Genomic DNA, 16,559 nt, shown 5'->3' with positions numbered 1-16,559 from the left:
CGACCGCGCCCGTACGGGCCGCACGCAAGCCGGGTGCCCGGTCCGCCCGCCCGCATGCACGGTGCAATCCGTCCGCGGCGTCGCAGGAGTGCCGTCGGCCGGGTCGCGGTCCCGGTTGCCGGACAGGCCGTGCACGTGGCCCCAGCGGGCCGGCGCCAGCGAGAGGGGCATGGTTCCGACGAAATGTCGCACCGACAAAGGACAATGACGGTCCGTCAGACATTGGGACCGGGCGACTCATTCGGATGGCCATCGCGGTGCCCGGGCCGGCGCAGAACGTGGACGGCGGTCCGCCGAAGGTTGGTCGATCCGCCCGGGGCACGCCGGTCTCGCGCGTCCTCAGGTGTCTGCGCGAGCCCGGGCGGGGGGCTGGCGCCGGTCCAGAACGCGGACCCCGAGGGCGAGCCAGGCGGCCGCCAGGAGCCAGCCGCCGACCACGTCCAGGGGCCAGTGGACACCGAGGTAGATCCGGCTGAGGCCGATCACACCCCCGAACGCCAGCGCGGCCGCGGTCGCGGCGCGGGCCCGGCCCGGGCGGGTACGGGCGACGGAGAGGGCGAGGAGGCCGGCCGAGAGGGCGGAGGTGAAGGCGTGGCCGGACGGGAAGGCGAACCCGGAGGCGGTGAACGCCCAGTCCGTGACCGGAGGACGGGGCCGCCCGAAACCGTGCACCAGCGCCTGGCGGACGAGCTGTCCCGCCGCCAACCAGGCCACCGGGGCGAGCACGATCGCGGCGGCGGTCCGGGCCGGGGCGAGCGGGCGGGCGGCCCGCGCCGCCCAGGCGCCGGCGGCCAGCGCGAGCAGGTACGGGAAGACGCCGGTGCCGAGCGCCGTCACCGCCGTGGCCACCGTCCGCGCGGCCGGTGGCCGGTGCGCGACACACCAGGAGACGGCGGCGCGCTCGAATCCGAACGGCGCCCAGCCGTGGGCCGCCAGCACGGCGGCGAGCACGGCGAAGGCGACGCCGCACCCGAGCGCCGCGAGCGCGGCGGGCCGGGCGGTCAAGCGGTCAGACATCTGCGCAGCCTTCCCCCGCGGGCCCGGTCGACCAGCGGAGCGGCCCGGCTCGCCAGCAGCGCCAGCACCTGACCGGCGGCCAGGCCCACCACCGCGCCGAGCAGGACGTCGTGCGGGTAGTGGACGCCGACCAGCACCCGGGAGGCGCCCATCACCACCGCCAGGACCAGCGCGAGCACCCCCAGACGCCGGGTCACGTGCAGGAGCACCGCGGCGCCGGCGAAGACGATCACGGTGTGGTTGCTCGGCAGCGACCAGTCGCCGACCGCCGGGCAGGTCTCCAACGTCCGCCCGGCGTCCAGGACCTGGCACGGGCGCGGCTCACGGAGCACCGACTTCAGCAGGGTGTCCGCGGCGAACGCGGCGGTGATCGCCGCCGGGGCCGCCAGCGCCCGCGCCATCGTCGCGCTGTCGGACCGGCGGGACCTCCACCAGCCCGCGAGCAGCAGCGCCGCGAGCCCGGCCAGCAGCACGGCGGACGAGGCGCCGATCAGGTGCCGGGGGAGGGCGGGCAGGTGCTGGGCCCAGCGTTCGACCCGCAGGTACAGGCCGCCGTCGACCGGCCGCCCGTCCAGCGCGAGCCCGTGCACGGCCGCCGTCACCGCGCCCCGGCCTGGCGGCGGGAGCGCCGCAGCTCCAGGGCGAGGGGGAGCAGCGAGACCACGACCACGGCGGCCACGATCGGCAGCAGGTAGTGGTCGACGTTCGGGACGGAGGAACCCAGCGCGTACCCGGCGAGGACCAGGCCCACCGTCCACCCCAGCCCGCCGACGACCTGCCACACGGTGAAGGTCCGGGCGCTGACGCCGAGGGCGCCCGCGAGCGGGTTGAGGACGGTGCGCACGATCGGCACGAAGCGGGCGAGCACGACGGCCTTCGCGTGGCCGTAGCGGTTCAGGATCTCCTCCGCCCGGAGCGCCCCCTCGTGCAACCGCTTGTTGCGGGAGCGGGCGAGCAGGGTCCGCCCGCCGCGCCGGCCGAGCAGGTAGCCGGTCTGCGCGCCGGCGAGGGCGCCGACCACGGCCGCGGCCAGCACCTGGCCGAGGTTCAGGTGCGGCCCGCTGTGCGCGCCGGTGGTGCACAGCAGGCCCGCGGTGAACAGCAAGGAGTCACCCGGCAGGAAGAAGCCCACCAGCAGGCCGGTCTCGGCGAACATGACCACCGCGATGCCCAGGGCGCCGAACGCGGCCAGCAGCGAGCCGGCGTCGAGCGGATTGACGGCCAGCAGGGCCGCCGAGGAGAGCACCATGGAAGCGCCTTTCCGAGGAGGTGGTTGCCGCCGAGGCCTGCTCGTGCAGCCGCAGGTTCGGCCGGGCCGCGCCCGGTTCCCGCCGACGTGACCAGCATGGCCGAGCGGCGCTGAAGGGTTGCTGAAGACCTGAAGACGCCTTCAGCTCCCACGGGCGGCGGCCTGCCACTCTTGAGACATGCGCGTACTGGTGGTGGAGGACGAACAGCGGCTGGCCATGGCGATCAAGCACGGCCTGGAGGTCGAGGGGTTCAGCGTCGACATCGTCCACGACGGCCTGTCGGGCCTGGCCCGGGCGACCGACCACCCCTACGACGTGATCATCCTCGACATCATGCTGCCCGGGCTCAACGGCTACCGGGTCTGCTCACGCCTGCGGGCCGCCGGGAACGACGCCGGCATCCTGATGCTCACCGCCAAGGACGGCGAGTGGGACGAGGCCGAGGCGCTCGACACCGGCGCCGACGACTACCTGTCCAAGCCGTTCTCCTTCGTCGTGCTGGTCGCCCGCCTCAAGGCGCTCGCCCGCCGCATCGGCAGCCGCGCACCGCAGCGCACCGTCCTCGGCGACCTCGTCGTCGACTCCGCCGCCCGCACCTGCACCCGGGCGGGCACCGCCGTCGCCCTGACGCCCCGTGAGTTCGCCGTGCTGGACCACCTGGCCCGGCGGGCCGGCGAGGCGGTGTCCAAGCGGGAGATCCTCGACGAGGTGTGGGACAGCGGCTCCGACAGCGACCCCAACACCGTCGAGGTCCACATCAGCGCACTGCGCCGCAAGATCGACACGCCGTTCGGCCGGTCCGCCGTCCAGACCGTGCGCGGCGCCGGCTACCGCCTGGCGGCCGACGGTGGCTGACCCACGCACCGGACTCCGGGCCGCCGGCCGCCGCCGACTGGAGCAGATCCGGCGCCGGCCGCGCGTCGCCGCGGTGCTCAACCGCCTCGCCCCCGGCTCGGTCCGGACCCGCACCACCCTCGCGGCGTGCGTCAGCGTCGCCCTCGTCCTGCTGCTCGCCTCGGCGGCCGTCCTGCTGCTGCTGCGGGTCAACCTCGAACGCACCGTCCAGGCGGGCGGCCGCGAGCAGGCCCGGGCCGTGGCCCGCCTGGCCGCCGACGGCCACCTGCCCGCCGAACTCCCGCTCGACCACGGCACCGACTTCCTCCAGGTCACCGACCAGGCCGGACAGGTGGTCGCGGCCAGCCAGAACCTCGCCGGCCGCCCCGCACTCACCCCCGCCGAAACCGACGACGGACACCAGACCTTCGACCTCAGCGCCCTCGGCGACGAGCACCACCAGCGGGTCACCACCCTCACCGCGGACACCCCCACCGGACCGGTCACCATCAGGGTCGGCGCCTCCCTCCACACCGCCGACACCGCCGAGGACCTGACCACCGCCGCCCTCGCCGCGCTCAGCGCCCTCCTCGTCGCGACCGTCGGCGTCCTCACCTGGCGGGCCACCGGCCGCTCGTTGCGCCCGGTGGAGGCGATCCGCGCCGAAGTCGCCGCCATCGGCGACCGCGACCTCGACCGGCGCGTCCCCGAACCCGGCAGCGACGACGAGATCGCCCGACTCGCCCACACCATGAACGCCATGCTCGACCGCCTGGAAGCCGCCGGAACCCGCCAGCGCCGGTTCATCGCCGACGCCTCCCACGAACTGCGCAGCCCGCTCGCCGTGCTGCGCACCCAACTCGAAGTCGCCCACTCCCACCCCGACCCGGACGTGCGGGCCGCCATGGTCGACGGGGCCCTCCAGGACACCGAACGGCTGCAGTCGCTCGCCGCCGACCTGCTCCTGCTCGCCCGCCTGGACGCCACCGGCCACGACGGCCCCCGGGAGGACATCGACCTCGCTGAGCTGGTCCGCACCACCGTGACCGCCCGCGGACCGTCGCCGCACCCCGTCGCCGTGCACGGGGCGGCCGCCGTGACCGTCACCGGGAACCGGCTGTGGCTGGGGCGGCTGCTCACCAACCTGATCGACAACGCCCAACGGCACACCCGGACGGCCGTCACGGTCCGGGTGTCGGCCGACGGAGGCCGGGCCCTGGTGGAGGTCTCCGACGACGGACCCGGCATCGCGCCCGCCGACCGCGACAGCGTGTTCGAACGTTTCACCCGGCTCGACGACGCCCGCAGCCGCGACGACGGCGGCACCGGCCTCGGCCTCTCCATCGCCCGCGACATCGCCGCCCTGCACGGCGGCACGCTCACCGTCACGGACTCCGCCGAGGGCGCGACGTTCCGGCTCGATGTCCCGCTGGCCGCTCCCTGACGGTGGGGCCGGTCAGCAGGCGGGTGACACGGCGTCAGGAATCCCGGCCGTCCTCGGCGGGCTGCCCGCCGACCGAGGACTCGCCGGCCTGCTGGTCGGCCTGCTGGCCGGCCGTGACGCGGCCCTGCTGGGCCGGCACGCGGGCCGCTTGATCGCGCGGCCCGGCGGCCGATCCGCCGAGGCCCCGGCCGCGGACCTTGCGCGAAACCGACGGCGAACTGCCGAAGGTCTCCTGCCGGCCCACCATCGCGTGCATCCGCCGCAGCAGCGAACCCAGCTGCACGCGGTCCCCCCGGGTCAGGGACATCATCAGGGAGTTCTGCACCTGCTCGGCGTCCTGGTGCATCTCGTCGAGCGCGGCCTCTCCGGCCCGCGTCATCATCACGACCTCCTGCCGCTCGCCGCCGACGTGCACCGCCACCAACTGGACCAGGCCCTGCGCCAGCAGGGCGTCCACGACGGCGTCGACCGTCGCGGCCGGGGCGCCGTCGGCCCGCTGCGCGAGGTCGGAGCGGCCGTGCGGACCGGCCAGCGCCAGCACCGTCAGCACCTCCTGGTGCGTCCGGCTCGTTCCGCGCGCCGCGAGGCACTCGTCGAGCCTGGCCTCCGCCTCCCTGGCCAGGGCCGACAGCAGGTACACGGGCTGCTCGAAGGGATCGGACGACTCTTTCCTACCGTCGAACAAGCCGGGTCCAATCAGGGGAAAAGGGCCCTCCCCTGCCCGTGCTGACGGACCGTGATCCACCACGGCGGCGGAGCCACCCGACGGCGGAGTGAGGACAGCGAGCCGAAACTGCCCTCACCCTAGCGAGCGGACGAGCATCGGTCTACATCGATGTCGACCGCTGGACCGGCCGCGGTACTCCTACAGGCTGAGGCCAGCAGCGGCGTCGCCCGGACCGGTACGGCGACCACCGGCGAGCAGCTCAGGGCGTCCGGCTCGTGGTCACTCGGAGCACTCCGCCTCGCTCAGCACCTGCCGCAGCACGGCCTCGTCGTCGGCGGACAGCGAGGACACGAACCGGCGGAGCACCAGGCTGCGGTCGCCCTCCCGGTCCAGCTCCCGGCGCATCCGGCCCGCCGCCAACCCGGCGGCGTCCGCCACCGGCTCGTAGGCGAACGACCTTCCCGGGCGGGTGCGCACCAGCTTCCCGCCCCCGTGCAGCCGGGAAAGGATCGTGGCCACGGTCGTCCGCGCCAACGGCCGCCCCAACGCCCCCTTCACCTCCTGCGCGGTCAGCGGGCGCCCGGCCTCCCACAGCACCGCGAGCACGTCCGCGACGAGTTCCCCGTGCGCTCGCCTGTCGTCATTGGTGGGCATCGCTCTCCAGTCCGGCGTCGCCGAAGCCCGCGAACCGACCCGCCCCACGCTCCGACACTTAGGTATGCCTTGCCTACCTTACGTGCCGAGCCGGACGGAGCGTCGATCGACCCCGAGCGGGCCTAGCTGAGTCGCTGACGCGCGAACAACTCCAGGTGCCCGCAGGTCGGGCAGCGGAACGCGTCGATTTGGAAACGCGGCCGGCCCATCCGCTTGACCCCGCCGAACGGGCCGCGTTCGAGCGCGCCGGAGATCCACCTGGCATCGCCGTGACTGTGCTGGCCGCTGTCCTCGACAAACCCCAGGTCGAGTCCGACAGTGCCGCAGTGGGTGCACCTCAGGTCCTTGGTCACGGCCGGAGTGTAGGCGGGGGGCCGAGGCCCCGGAAGAGGGCCCCGTGAGGCGAATCCGGGCCGCGTCGTGGTGTCGGCGCCGTTCAGCGCCGCTCGGGGCGGAGGGGCGCAGTACGGTCCTGACATGGCAGCCAAGATTGACCTGACGCTCGATTGCGCGGACGCACGGCTGCTGGCCGAGTTCTGGAAGTCGGCGCTCGGTTACGTCGACGAGCCGCCGCCGGCTCCGTTCGCGACCCGGGAGGAGTGGCTCGCGCAGTTCGACCTGCCGGAGGGGGAGTCCGTGGACGACGGGGCTTGGCTGTGCGATCCCGACGGTGCGGGGCCCCGGCTTGCCATTCTCAAGGTGCCCGAGCCGAAGACGCCGAAGAACCGGCTGCACATCGACGTTCGGGTGCCGGGGCACGGCAGTGCCGGTGAGCGGTGGGCGCGGATCAAGGCCGAGTCCGAGCGGTTGGTGCGGGCGGGCGGGTCGGTGCTGCAGGTGTTCGACGGGCACCACGTGGTGATGGCCGACCCGGAGGGCAATGAGTTCTGCGTCGCGGCGGCCGCGGCCTGAGCGGAGCGGCGCGCGGTCGCCAGGCAGAGCACCGTAGCGAAGCTGTTCACATACATACACGTTGGCTGTATTGACGTCCTCATCCTTGACCGCCTGAAGACAGCCGTCCTAGCGTTGTTCACGAGCAAGTTTGCTGTTCACGAATATGAACGCACTTGCCCCCGTACCTCGGCACGACTCCGACCGCCGCACCCCACGACTCTCTGCGGCCGGGGCCCACCCCCACGGAACCGAACGCGGCATCCACGGCCGGCGCTCGACGACACATCGGGAGATCGACATGCGACGATCAATCGCCCTACGCCTGTACGCGGCACTCGCGACGACGGCCCTGGCGGCCGCCGCCGGCGCGGTCGTGACGATGCCCTCGGCATCGGCGGCGGTGACCGGCAGCGCCACCGGCTTCGCCTCCCAGAACGGCGGGACCACCGGCGGCGCGGGCGGGCAGACCGTGCGCGCCACCACCGGGACCGCGATCCACCAGGCGCTGTGCAACCGGGCCACCGCGAGCACCCCGATCACCATCGAGGTCGAGGGCACCATCAACCACGACAACACGGCCAAGGTGTCGGGGCCCAGCTGCAACACCGCCGCCGGCGTCATCGAGCTCAAGCAGATCAGCAACGTCACCGTCGTGGGCGTCGGCAGCGGCGCCGTCTTCGACCAACTGGGCATCCACATCCGGGAGTCCAGCAACATCATCATCCAGAACGTGACCGTCAGGAACGTCAAGAAGTCGGGCTCGCCGACATCCAACGGCGGTGACGCCATCGGCATGGAGACGGACGTCCGCAACGTCTGGGTCGACCACGCCACCCTCGAGGCGTCGGGCGGCGAGGCCGAGGGCTTCGACGGCCTCTTCGACCTGAAGGACAACACCCAGTACGTGACGCTGTCCTACAGCACGCTGCGCAACTCCGGGCGCGGCGGCCTGATCGGCTCCAGCGACACCGAGCTCTCGAACAGCTTCATCACCTTCCACCACAACCTGTACGAGAACATCGACTCCCGCGCGCCGCTGCTGCGCGGCGGGACCGCCCACATCTACAACAACTACTACGTGAAGCTCAACAAGTCCGGGATCAACTCGCGCGCCGGGGCCCGCGCCAAGGTGGACAACAACTACTTCAAGGACTCCCAGGACGTGCTGGGCACCTTCTACACCGGCGCGGCCGGCTACTGGCAGGTCGCCGGCAACATCTTCGACAACGTGACGTGGTCCAGCCCCGACGCCGATACCAATCCCGCCGGGCCCGACGTGAAGTCCACCACCACCGTCGCCGTTCCCTACTCCTACACCCTCGACGCCGCCGCCTGCGTCCCGGACATCGTGACCCGGACGGCCGGCGCCAACAAGGGCCTGCAGGTCTCGAACGGCGCCTGCGCGCCGCAGTCGCCGTCACCCACCCCGACCGCGCCCACCCCGACTCCCACCCCCAGTCCCACTGCTTCCTCGTCGCCCCAGCCTGGCGGCACCAACCTCAGCATCGGCGCCGGGGCCGACGGCTCCGGCAAGGCCACCGGGACGAGCTACGGCAACGTGATCGACGGCACCATGGGCACCTACTGGTCGCCGACCGGCTCCACCGGTTCCATCTCCGTCAAGTGGCCCACCGCCACCACCGTGGCCGGCCTCGTCATCCGGGAGGCCGCGGGTTCCGCGGGCTCCATCGGGACCTGGCGGGTCCTCAACGGCGACACCGGAGCAGTCCTCGCCACCGGCAGCGGTGCGGGCGCCATCGCGGTCCCCCGCACCTCGCTGAAGAAGATCACCTTCGAGATCACCGGCTCGACCGGAACGCCGAAGGTCGCCGAGTTCGAGACCTACGCGGGCTAGCGACTCGACCAACCCGAAGGGCCCGGCCCGGAGCCACCGGCCGGGCCCCCAGCGGTGGCGGTGCGGCCGGTGCGCGGCTGCGGGCCGAGTGCTCAGTCCGAGAAGTCCTGGGTCATCCACAGCGTGCCGGAGGAGTCGCGCAGCAGCTCGATCCCCACGTGGTGGAAGGCCGGATTGAGGATGTTCCGGCGATGGCCGTCGTTCGGCGGACGTTCGGCGAGCATGCTCCTGGTGAGGCCGAGGGCCATGTCGGCCGCCCCGGCCGTGGTGTTGGCCACCGGCCCGCCGGTGCCGATGTTCTCGCCGGCCGTTCCCCACTGCACGCCCGCCGCCCGCTCGCGCGCGCCGAAGTCGGCCTCGCCCGGGCACTGGTGCTGCAGCCCGCAGCCCGCCGCCATGACCTGGTCGTGCGCGTTCGCGCTGCTCCGCAACCCCGCGCTCATCTGCAGCGGGGCGACGCCCTGTTCGGCGCGCGCCTGGTTGATCAGCGCGAGCACCTGGTTCGCCGCGGAGTCCAGGTCGGCGCCCGTCCTGGACGCCGTCGTCGGGGAGGCCGTCCGTGCGGGCGGCGTGACGGCCGCGGGCGAACTGCCCGCGGCCGTAGGTGCACCGGCAGACCGCTGAACCGGCACCGTGCTCGTGGACCCGCCGGGAAGCCGGGTCGGCCCCGTGGTCTGCGGTATCGGCGCGGGTGTCACCGTCGGCTGCGCCGAGGCCGAGGCCGAGGCCGAGGTCGTGGTCGCGTCCGGGCGGCCGGCCGCCGACCCGTCCCCGGTCGGGAGTTGCGGTTCCGGTGCGGCTGCCGCCGCACCGTCCTGCGGACCGGAGGACATCGCCGCCTTGCCGCCGACCACGGCGGCGGCCGCGGTCGCCACCACCGCCACCACCGCGAACACCGGCCTGACGGCGGACCCGGACCTCGCCCGGTGCCGACCGCTCGCGGACCGCTGGTGTGCCCCTCCGCCGGTCCGCCGCCCGGACGGGCGCGGCACACCGCGGCTCGTCGGATCCTCGGTCGGGTAGTCCGTCATTCTGGTCTCCTCGGTCGGTTGCCCCTCGAAACAGGAGATCCGGACGGGGGCGGCGGATAACGAAAATCCCGGGACATTCGACGGGAGTGACGACGACCTGGCGGACCGAACGTCTTGACCGCCCCTCAGTTGACGCAGCGCCACTGGCCCGCGCGCCCGACCGTGCGACGGCGGCCGATCCGTCGAGCGGGGCCCGAACAGCCCCTGCAGACAGGCGGGATGCGGATTCTGATCCTACGGTGAGGACGAATCGAGCGATTCATGAACCAAGTGGACACGGAGTTGTGATGAACAAGGGTCAGTTGGTGGAAGCGGTGGCCGGGAAGCTCGGCAGCAGGGTCGCGGCCGAGGAGGCCGTCGACGCCGTGCTCGACGTGATGGTGCGTGCGGTGGTGGCGGGGGAGCGGGTGTCGGTCACGGGTTTCGGAACGCTGGAGCCGGTGGAGCGGGCGGCGCGTACGTCGCGCAATCCGCGGACGGGTGAGCGCGTCCGGGTGAAGAAGACGACCGTGCCGCGGTTCCGGGCCGGCCAGGGCTTCAAGGACCTGGTCTCGGGCACGAAGAAGCTGCCGAAGGACGGGCCGTCGGTCGCCAAGGCCCCGAAGGGATCCCTCACCGCCGGACGGGCGCGGCCCGCGGGCAGCCGCGCCACCGTGGCGGCGAAGCCGAGCACCGCCAAGAAGTCCACGGCGAAGACGGCCCCGGCCAAGACCGCCACCGTCAAGAAGGTTACCGCCAAGAAGGGCGCCGCAGGGCAGAAGGCCACCGCGCCGGCCCGGAAGCGCGCGACCACGGCCACCGCCAGGAAGACCGCCCCCGGCGTCGGCCGGAAGACGGCTCCCGCCAAGCGGGCGACCCGTCGCGCCACCGCGTGACCGGTCCTGTGCTCCGGCCGCGCAGCGCTCGCCGGTCCGGCCGAGGTTCGAGGCCGCGGGCGTGACCGCGCAGGTCCTCCGGCGCGGCCGGTCGACCGACGACTTGTCGGGCCGGGGGCCCGGGCCCGGCTCCCGACCCGGGCCCGGTGGCGAGCCGGCGACGTCACGGGACTCCCGCGGCCGTCGGGTTGCTGCGCGCGGGTGACCGCTCGGACCGGCCGGCCGGTCCTGGCAGTGGTTCCTGGCTCCCCGGGGCGAACATCGGGAGCAGAGACCATCCCGAACCCTCCGAGGAGTGAGCAGCCCCGATGCTGGAACGCAGCAGGACCAAGAAGCACACCCGGGTCACCTTCGTCCTCCCCGCGGATCACCCCGCGGGGGAGGCCAGCGTGGTGGGTGACTTCAACGACTGGCGGCCGGGCGCGCACCCGCTGACCGCCCGTCAGGACGGCAGCCGGGCGGTCACGGTCGCGCTGCCCCACGACCAGCGGCTGGCCTTCCGCTACCTCGCGCACGGCGACCAGTGGTTCGACGAGGACGGGGCCGACGGCCACGACGGCCGCAACAGCCTCCTCCACACCTGACGGTCCCTGCCCGCCGCGGACGGCGTGCCATCGGGGGCGGACCCGCTCGACGGGTCCGCCCCCGAAACCGTTCCGCCCATCACCGCGCCGACCGCGCCGACTGCGTGGTCCGCGGTCCCGCGGGACGGGACCGAAGCCCTGCTCACGGCGGTCGACGTCCACGACCGGTGGCCGTCCCCCAGCCCGTCCCGCCGGTCAGGTGACCGGTTCGGGCACCGGGCCCGGTCCCGGCATCGGGCCGGGATACGGTCCCGGCTCCGGTCCGGGCGCCGGTTGCGGCTGTGGATCGGGCCCGGGCTGCGGGGGAGCCGGCGGTACGGGGTCGGGGCCGCCCGGGCCGGGAAGCGGCCCGGGTCCGGGTCCGGGCTGCGGCCCGCCGGGGCCCGGTGCCGGTGTCGGGTTGGGCGGCACCGGATCGTTCGGAGGCGTACCCATCGTTTCTCTCCTTCCGACCTGTCGCGTCCGCCGCCGGACACCGCGGAGCAGCGACCTCCCGCCCGGTCCGATCACGCCCGGTCGGTGGCTCGGCACTCACCGGTGGAACAGCCCGGCAGCGGCTTGTCAGGACGGCTGCCCCCGTCCGGCGGCCCCATTCACGCGAGCGTCCGGGGCCGACGTCATCCGCTTCGTGGGCGGCGCCCCGGGGGTGCGGTTCGCGGGGCGCGTCGGCGCGGGGGGTGTTCGTGGCGGATGTGCGGGACGCTGGACTCGGGCCGGTCGTACCCGCCAGGTCGTGCCGCTGCGGCCGGAGCGAGGACGGGTCGCCCGGGACTGCGGCCGTGGTGGCCGATCGCGTCCGCGGCGGGCAGCGGGAGAGACCACCTGCGATCCGATCGGAGGTCGGTGGGCTGATGAGCGGGAGCGAGCACGAGTCGGCAGGCGCGCGGGACACGACCGAGGGGCGGGTCTTCACCGTCACCAGCACGGACTGGGGCGACGTGATCGACGCCGTCGCCCACGCGGACGACGAGCGGATCATCGTCAACATGGGTCCGCAGCACCCGTCCACCCACGGCGTGCTGCGGCTGATCCTGGAGATCGACGGCGAGACGGTGAAGGAGGCCCGCTGCGGCATCGGCTACCTGCACACCGGCATCGAGAAGAACCTGGAGTTCCGCAACTGGGTGCAGGGCACGACCTTCGTGACGCGGATGGACTACCTGATGCCGCTGTTCAACGAGACCGCCTACTGCCTGGCGGTGGAGAAGCTGCTCGGGATCACCGAACAGGTCCCGCAGCGGGCGAGCGTGATCAGGGTGCTGATGATGGAGCTGAACCGGATCTCCTCGCACCTGGTGGCGCTGGCCGCCGGCGGCATGGAGATCGGCTCGACCACGCTGATGGTCTACGGCTTCCGGGACCGCGAGGTGGTGCTCGACATCTTCGAGCTGGTCACGGGCCTGCGGATGAACCACGGCTACGTCCGGCCGGGCGGGCTGGTGCAGGACCTGCCCGCGGGTGCGCCGGATCTGATCCGTGAGGGCGTGGCGCTGCTGCGCTCGCGATTGCCGGAGTACGACAAGCTGGCGACTGACAACCCCGCCTTCAAGGCGCGCCTGGTCGACGTCGGCCACCTGGACCTGGCCGGCTGCCTGGCGCTCGGCGCCACCGGCCCGATCCTGCGGGCCACCGGGCTGCCGCACGACCTGCGCAAGTCCGAGCCGTACTGCGGGTACGAGAACTACGAGTTCGAGGTCGCGGTGAGCGACACCTCCGACGCCTACGGCCGGTTCCTGATCCGCCTGGAGGAGATGCGCCAGTCGCTGCGGATCGTCGAGCAGTGCCTGGAGCGGCTGGCCCCCGGCCCGGTGATGGTGAGCGACAAGAAGATCGCCTGGCCCGCCCAACTGGCGGTCGGCCCGGACGGGTTGGGCAACTCGCTCGACCAGGTCCGGAAGATCATGGGCGAGTCCATGGAGGCGCTGATCCACCACTTCAAGCTGGTGACGGAGGGCTTCCGCGTTCCGGTGGGGCAGGCCTATGCGGCGGTCGAGTCCCCCAGGGGCGAGTTGGGAGTGCACCTCGTCTCCGACGGAGGCACCCGGCCGTACCGGGCGCACTTCCGCGACCCGAGCTTCACCAACCTGCAGACGATGGCCGCCATGTGCGAGGGCGGGCAGGTCGCGGACGTCGTCGTCGCGGTGGCGAGCATCGACCCGGTGATGGGCGGCGTGGACCGGTGACACCAGGCACGTCACGCCGCCTGGAGCCCCCTCGCGGCCCCCTTGGAGAGGCTGACCCGGACCAGGGCGGTGGCCAGCTTCGCGTGGTCCGTCGGAGGCACCAGCCGGCCGAGGCCGTCGGGCGTGTGCGGCAGGCCCAGGTCCTTCGCCGTCCGGCACGTCCGCTCGTCGAAGAACGGGCGCAGCTGCGGCCAGACCGCCTGGGCCTCGCGGCAGAAGATGTCCGCGCCGACCGGGCCGATCCTCGGCACCTCCCGCAGCAGGTCGCGGAGGGTGTCCGGGTCCCCGCGGGCCTCGTCCCGCAGCCGGCGGAGGTCGCCGTGCCAGCGGTCGAGCACCAGCTGCGCCCCGTCGCCGAGGGCGGTGGCGGTGCTCTCGTCGTAGCGCACGTAGTGGGCGCGGCCCAGCGCGTCCACCCGGTCCTGCCAGTCGGAGTCGGCCATCGCCCGCGGTGTCCGCAGGCCGGCCCGGAACAGTTCCCGCGCGGCGGCGGTGGCCGTGTCGGCCTTGATCCGGATCGAGCAGAGCACCGTGAGGACCAGCAGCCGGTACAGCGGCGACGGCTTGTCCCGCAGCGTGATCCCGGCCTCCTCGGCGTACGTGCGGCCGTGTTCGGCCAGCAGCCTGGACGTGATCGTGTCGACTGTCATCGCTCCGGTGCCTCGCCTTCCTGTCGCCCCCCGCAGTGTTGCGGGTGCCCCGAGCGCGCGGGGCCTACGCGGAAGATGTCGGGGTTCGCCGTGGTGCCTGCACACGGCTCCGGAGACAGCGAGTGCGGACCGGCCGCAGCCACCGGCAGTGCGCTCGGGTGGACATCTGTCGGGCACAGGGGCTCACCGCCCCCTGTGCCCGACACGGCTCACCGGCTGCCGGCGGCCTCGCAGTCCGGCGTCACTTCAGGTGCCGGGTGAAGAACCGGGCCGCCGCGTCGCCCGCGTACGCCGGGACGCCGGTGTGGCCGCCCATGTTGGCGTGCAGGGACTTCTCCTCGGAGCCGAAGGCGTCGAACAGGTCCAGGGCCGCCTGCCGGTCGTTCCCCTCGTCGTCCCACTGCAGCAGGACGTGCAGCGGAACGGTGACCCGGCGGGCCTCCTCGACGGTCACGCGGGGCACGAAACTGCCGGCGAAGAGGCCGGCGGCCGCGATGCGCGGTTCGACGAGCGCAAGGCGTACGCCGATGGCGATGACGCCGCCGGAGTACCCGACCTTGCCGCCGATCTCGGGCAGCGCGAGGACGGCGTCCAGGGCGGACCGCCACTCCGGGACGGCCTGCTCCACCAACGGCAGGACGACGGCGTCGATGATGTCGTCGGTGACCGGCTCGCCGGCTTGCATCACCCGGCGCAGCTCGGCGCGGGCCCGGTCGAGGGCGGGCAGGCGGGGCCGGGCGCCGCTGCCGGGGAGTTCGATGGTGGCCGTGGCGAACCCGTCCGCGGCGGCGTGCAGGGCCCGGCCCACCAGCCGGGGGTACATCCGGTCGAGGCCGAGGTTGGGGTGGCCGAGCAGGATCAACGGCACCGGAGCGGAGGGCGACGCCGCCGCGGGCGTCCACAGGAAGCCGGGGATCCCGTCGAGGGTGAACGCGCGCTCGCGGACGTCGCCGTCGAGACGCTGTTCGGAACTGACATGCATGGTCGGGCCTTTCGGGAGTGCACAGAACGGCGCTCCCGGACGACCTATCGCCCGACCGTGACCCCGGAGGGGAGCACCCACGTCGAAACTGCGTTCACGGGTACCACCTCCTCGATCTCTCGCACGGCTGCGGGAAGGATAGCAGCCGCGGTTCGGCTGCCCGGGTGGGCCGATCCCGCGGCGGCGATCACGTGGTGTTGTCGCCCGCACCGGCGGCGAGGAACGGCCGCAGCAGCGTGAGCAGGGCGTGCGGGCGGTGCAGCGGGATGATGTGGCCGCAGTCCTCGATGACGTGCGCGGTGAGGTCGTCGGTGATCGGGCGGAGTTGGCGTTCCAGGGCGGTACCGACGGGCCGGGCGCCCAGCGCCAGCGTCGGCACGGTCAGGCGGGCGGTGGCGACCGCCCGCTCGATCTGTTCCGCGCTCCGGGGCAGTGCGCGGTAGTAGGAGAACGCGCGGCTCAGCGCCGAGCGGCCGGTGTACGCGTGGACGAAGGCGTCCCGGAGGGCGGGCCGCACGCCCTCGCCGAGGGTTCCGGTGTTCAGGAACCAGTCGACGTAGGCGGCCTCGTGGCCCTCCAGGACGGTTTCGGCGAGGCCGGGGGCGGCGGAGTGGAAGCCGAACCACCACGGCGGCCCGCCGGCGAGGAAGTCCTCGGCGCCCGGCAGCCTGCCGAGGAGGGACTCCATGACGACCAGGCGCCGGACGAGGCCGGGGCGGCGCAGCGCGAGGAGGAAGGCGGGCGCGGTGCCCGCGTCGATGCCCACCACCACGGCCGAGGACACGCCGAGCGCGGTGAGCAGCGCCGCGGCGTCCTCGGCCAGGGTTCCGGCGTCGTACCCGGAGGCGGCCGGGCTGCTCGCGCCGAAACCGCGCAGGTCCGGCGCGATGACGCGGTAGTGCGCGGACAGGTCGGCGATGACGTCCGTCCACAGCTCCCAGGTGTGCGGGAAGCCGTGCAGCAGCAGGACGGCGGGTCCCGATCCGGCGAGGGCGACGTTCAGTTCGACGCCGTTGGCGGGGACGCGTTGCAACTCGGGCACTGAAGGCTCCGGACGTGGTGAGGAATGGTGACCACCACACGCTAGGGAACTACCCTGGCTGCTCCAAGACGGCACTCTTCCTTCAGGTGGTGAGCTCCGAGTGACTACGTCGAGGCCCGGTGAGCGGGGCGATCTGCTGGATCCGCTCTGCCCGACCCGCCGACTGCTCGACCGCATCGGCACCAAGTGGACGTCGATGACGGTCAAGGTGCTGGCCGAGCAGGCGCCGGACGAGCTGCGTTTCGCGGAACTGCGGCGCCGGATCCCCGGCATCTCGCAGAAGATGCTGTCCGTCACCCTGCAGAGCCTGGCCCGGGACGGCCTGGTCGCACGCCGGGTGGAACCCACCGTGCCCCCCGCCGTCCACTACCGGCTCACGGCGCTCGGCCTGTCCCTCGAAGGGCCGCTCTCCGCCCTTCGGGCCTGGGCCGAGGAGCACATGCCGGAGATCGACCGGAGCAACCGGCGCGCGACCGGCCCGGCGCCGGAAGGCCGTGAAAGCGCCATGCCGTCGTAACGGTGGTCCATTGAATTGTCCGGTCCGGCTTGCGAGCATTCGGCGCATGACGTCGTCGAACTGTCCCGGCAGCGGGTAGC

General features: G+C 73.4%; 18 protein-coding genes. 8 read left to right on the top strand and 10 right to left on the bottom strand.

Annotated elements, in window-relative coordinates; genetic code table 11:
• Window positions 1–339 precede the first annotated feature (339 nt).
• The 3 genes from BX266_RS02440 to BX266_RS02430 are packed head-to-tail and all read right to left on the bottom strand — an operon-like array spanning window position 340 to window position 2,266.
• Window positions 340–1,017 (bottom strand): phosphatase PAP2 family protein, encoded by a 678-nt coding sequence (locus tag BX266_RS02440; RefSeq protein ID WP_143686847.1) that lies wholly within the window; start codon window positions 1,015–1,017, stop codon window positions 340–342.
• Window positions 1,002–1,619, bottom strand: a complete 618-nt coding sequence (locus BX266_RS02435; RefSeq protein WP_259464496.1) for a phosphatase PAP2 family protein — start codon at window positions 1,617–1,619, stop codon at window positions 1,002–1,004. Before BX266_RS02435 ends, BX266_RS02440 begins: the two co-directional genes overlap by 16 nt.
• Window positions 1,616–2,266 (bottom strand): DedA family protein, encoded by a 651-nt coding sequence (locus BX266_RS02430; protein WP_099897275.1) that lies wholly within the window; start codon window positions 2,264–2,266, stop codon window positions 1,616–1,618. The genes BX266_RS02435 and BX266_RS02430 overlap by 4 nt, the downstream gene beginning before the upstream one ends.
• A 178-nt stretch (window positions 2,267–2,444) precedes the next feature.
• Between BX266_RS02430 and BX266_RS02425 the strand changes: the two genes are divergently transcribed.
• Complete coding sequence (locus tag BX266_RS02425) at window positions 2,445–3,122, top strand: response regulator transcription factor (protein WP_099897274.1); 678 nt, start codon at window positions 2,445–2,447, stop codon at window positions 3,120–3,122.
• Window positions 3,115–4,545, top strand: a complete 1,431-nt coding sequence (locus BX266_RS02420) for a HAMP domain-containing sensor histidine kinase (RefSeq protein WP_259464495.1) — start codon at window positions 3,115–3,117, stop codon at window positions 4,543–4,545. Before BX266_RS02425 ends, BX266_RS02420 begins: the two co-directional genes overlap by 8 nt.
• 34 nt (window positions 4,546–4,579) lie before the next feature.
• Here BX266_RS02420 and BX266_RS02415 read toward each other — a convergent pair whose 3' ends face one another.
• The 3 genes from BX266_RS02415 to BX266_RS02405 form a co-directional block, all read right to left on the bottom strand.
• On the bottom strand, window positions 4,580–5,185 hold the full coding sequence (locus BX266_RS02415; protein ID WP_099897273.1) for a MarR family winged helix-turn-helix transcriptional regulator: 606 nt from the start codon (window positions 5,183–5,185) through the stop codon (window positions 4,580–4,582).
• 306 nt (window positions 5,186–5,491) lie between these two features.
• Window positions 5,492–5,866 (bottom strand): BlaI/MecI/CopY family transcriptional regulator, encoded by a 375-nt coding sequence (locus BX266_RS02410; protein ID WP_099897272.1) that lies wholly within the window; start codon window positions 5,864–5,866, stop codon window positions 5,492–5,494.
• 122 nt (window positions 5,867–5,988) lie between these two features.
• Window positions 5,989–6,219, bottom strand: coding sequence for a hypothetical protein (locus tag BX266_RS02405; RefSeq protein ID WP_099897271.1), 231 nt, complete (start codon window positions 6,217–6,219; stop codon window positions 5,989–5,991).
• Between the two features lie 124 nt (window positions 6,220–6,343).
• Between BX266_RS02405 and BX266_RS02400 the strand changes: the two genes are divergently transcribed.
• Window positions 6,344–6,778: a VOC family protein gene (locus BX266_RS02400; protein ID WP_099907298.1), complete on the top strand. Its 435-nt coding sequence runs from the start codon at window positions 6,344–6,346 to the stop codon at window positions 6,776–6,778.
• A 280-nt stretch (window positions 6,779–7,058) separates the two neighbouring features.
• A complete protein-coding gene (locus BX266_RS02395; RefSeq protein WP_099897270.1) occupies window positions 7,059–8,615 on the top strand; it encodes a polysaccharide lyase family 1 protein in 1,557 nt (518 codons plus the stop codon).
• 92 nt (window positions 8,616–8,707) lie between these two features.
• Here the strand turns inward: BX266_RS02395 and BX266_RS02390 are convergent, their stop codons facing one another.
• Complete coding sequence (locus tag BX266_RS02390) at window positions 8,708–9,511, bottom strand: CAP domain-containing protein (RefSeq protein WP_143686846.1); 804 nt, start codon at window positions 9,509–9,511, stop codon at window positions 8,708–8,710.
• A 422-nt stretch (window positions 9,512–9,933) separates the two neighbouring features.
• Here BX266_RS02390 and BX266_RS02380 point away from each other — a divergent pair, with 422 nt between their 5' ends.
• From BX266_RS02380 to BX266_RS02365, 3 genes are all read left to right on the top strand, one after another.
• Window positions 9,934–10,521, top strand: coding sequence for an HU family DNA-binding protein (locus tag BX266_RS02380; protein WP_099897267.1), 588 nt, complete (start codon window positions 9,934–9,936; stop codon window positions 10,519–10,521).
• A 308-nt stretch (window positions 10,522–10,829) separates the two neighbouring features.
• Window positions 10,830–11,105 (top strand): isoamylase early set domain-containing protein, encoded by a 276-nt coding sequence (locus tag BX266_RS02375; protein WP_099897266.1) that lies wholly within the window; start codon window positions 10,830–10,832, stop codon window positions 11,103–11,105.
• Window positions 11,106–11,956: 851 nt separating this feature from the next.
• Window positions 11,957–13,288: an NADH-quinone oxidoreductase subunit D gene (locus tag BX266_RS02365; RefSeq protein WP_099897264.1), complete on the top strand. Its 1,332-nt coding sequence runs from the start codon at window positions 11,957–11,959 to the stop codon at window positions 13,286–13,288.
• An 11-nt stretch (window positions 13,289–13,299) separates the two neighbouring features.
• Here BX266_RS02365 and BX266_RS02360 read toward each other — a convergent pair whose 3' ends face one another.
• The 3 genes from BX266_RS02360 to BX266_RS02350 all read right to left on the bottom strand — a co-directional run bounded on the left by BX266_RS02360 (window position 13,300) and on the right by BX266_RS02350 (window position 15,962).
• A complete protein-coding gene (locus tag BX266_RS02360) occupies window positions 13,300–13,938 on the bottom strand; it encodes an endonuclease (RefSeq protein WP_099897263.1) in 639 nt (212 codons plus the stop codon).
• Between the two features lie 241 nt (window positions 13,939–14,179).
• Window positions 14,180–14,920 carry a dienelactone hydrolase family protein gene (locus BX266_RS02355; protein ID WP_099897262.1) on the bottom strand — a complete coding sequence of 247 codons (741 nt, stop codon included), beginning with the start codon at window positions 14,918–14,920 and terminating at the stop codon, window positions 14,180–14,182.
• A gap of 187 nt (window positions 14,921–15,107) precedes the next feature.
• On the bottom strand, window positions 15,108–15,962 hold the full coding sequence (locus BX266_RS02350) for an alpha/beta fold hydrolase (RefSeq protein ID WP_180290348.1): 855 nt from the start codon (window positions 15,960–15,962) through the stop codon (window positions 15,108–15,110).
• A 100-nt stretch (window positions 15,963–16,062) separates the two neighbouring features.
• On the opposite strand from BX266_RS02350, the gene BX266_RS02345 reads away from it, so the two are divergent.
• On the top strand, window positions 16,063–16,479 hold the full coding sequence (locus tag BX266_RS02345; protein WP_099897260.1) for a helix-turn-helix domain-containing protein: 417 nt from the start codon (window positions 16,063–16,065) through the stop codon (window positions 16,477–16,479).
• Window positions 16,480–16,559 lie beyond the last annotated feature (80 nt).

It is taken from the genome of Streptomyces sp. TLI_171, assembly GCF_003610255.1.
In the GTDB taxonomy this organism is placed as follows: Bacteria; Actinomycetota; Actinomycetes; order Streptomycetales; family Streptomycetaceae; genus Kitasatospora.
Note: the sequence above shows the minus strand (reverse complement) of the source record. Positions and strands in the feature narration are given on the sequence as shown.

Coding starts and splice junctions, on each gene's coding strand:
- BX266_RS02410 (WP_099897272.1), bottom strand. CDS start 5,866: ATGCCCACCAATGACGACAGGCGAGCGCACGGGGAACTCGTCGCGGAC.
- BX266_RS02375 (WP_099897266.1), top strand. CDS start 10,830: ATGCTGGAACGCAGCAGGACCAAGAAGCACACCCGGGTCACCTTCGTC.
- BX266_RS02430 (WP_099897275.1), bottom strand. CDS start 2,266: ATGGTGCTCTCCTCGGCGGCCCTGCTGGCCGTCAATCCGCTCGACGCC.
- BX266_RS02440 (WP_143686847.1), bottom strand. CDS start 1,017: ATGTCTGACCGCTTGACCGCCCGGCCCGCCGCGCTCGCGGCGCTCGGG.
- BX266_RS02400 (WP_099907298.1), top strand. CDS start 6,344: ATGGCAGCCAAGATTGACCTGACGCTCGATTGCGCGGACGCACGGCTG.
- BX266_RS02360 (WP_099897263.1), bottom strand. CDS start 13,938: ATGACAGTCGACACGATCACGTCCAGGCTGCTGGCCGAACACGGCCGC.
- BX266_RS02355 (WP_099897262.1), bottom strand. CDS start 14,920: ATGCATGTCAGTTCCGAACAGCGTCTCGACGGCGACGTCCGCGAGCGC.
- BX266_RS02365 (WP_099897264.1), top strand. CDS start 11,957: ATGAGCGGGAGCGAGCACGAGTCGGCAGGCGCGCGGGACACGACCGAG.
- BX266_RS02425 (WP_099897274.1), top strand. CDS start 2,445: ATGCGCGTACTGGTGGTGGAGGACGAACAGCGGCTGGCCATGGCGATC.
- BX266_RS02395 (WP_099897270.1), top strand. CDS start 7,059: ATGCGACGATCAATCGCCCTACGCCTGTACGCGGCACTCGCGACGACG.
- BX266_RS02380 (WP_099897267.1), top strand. CDS start 9,934: ATGAACAAGGGTCAGTTGGTGGAAGCGGTGGCCGGGAAGCTCGGCAGC.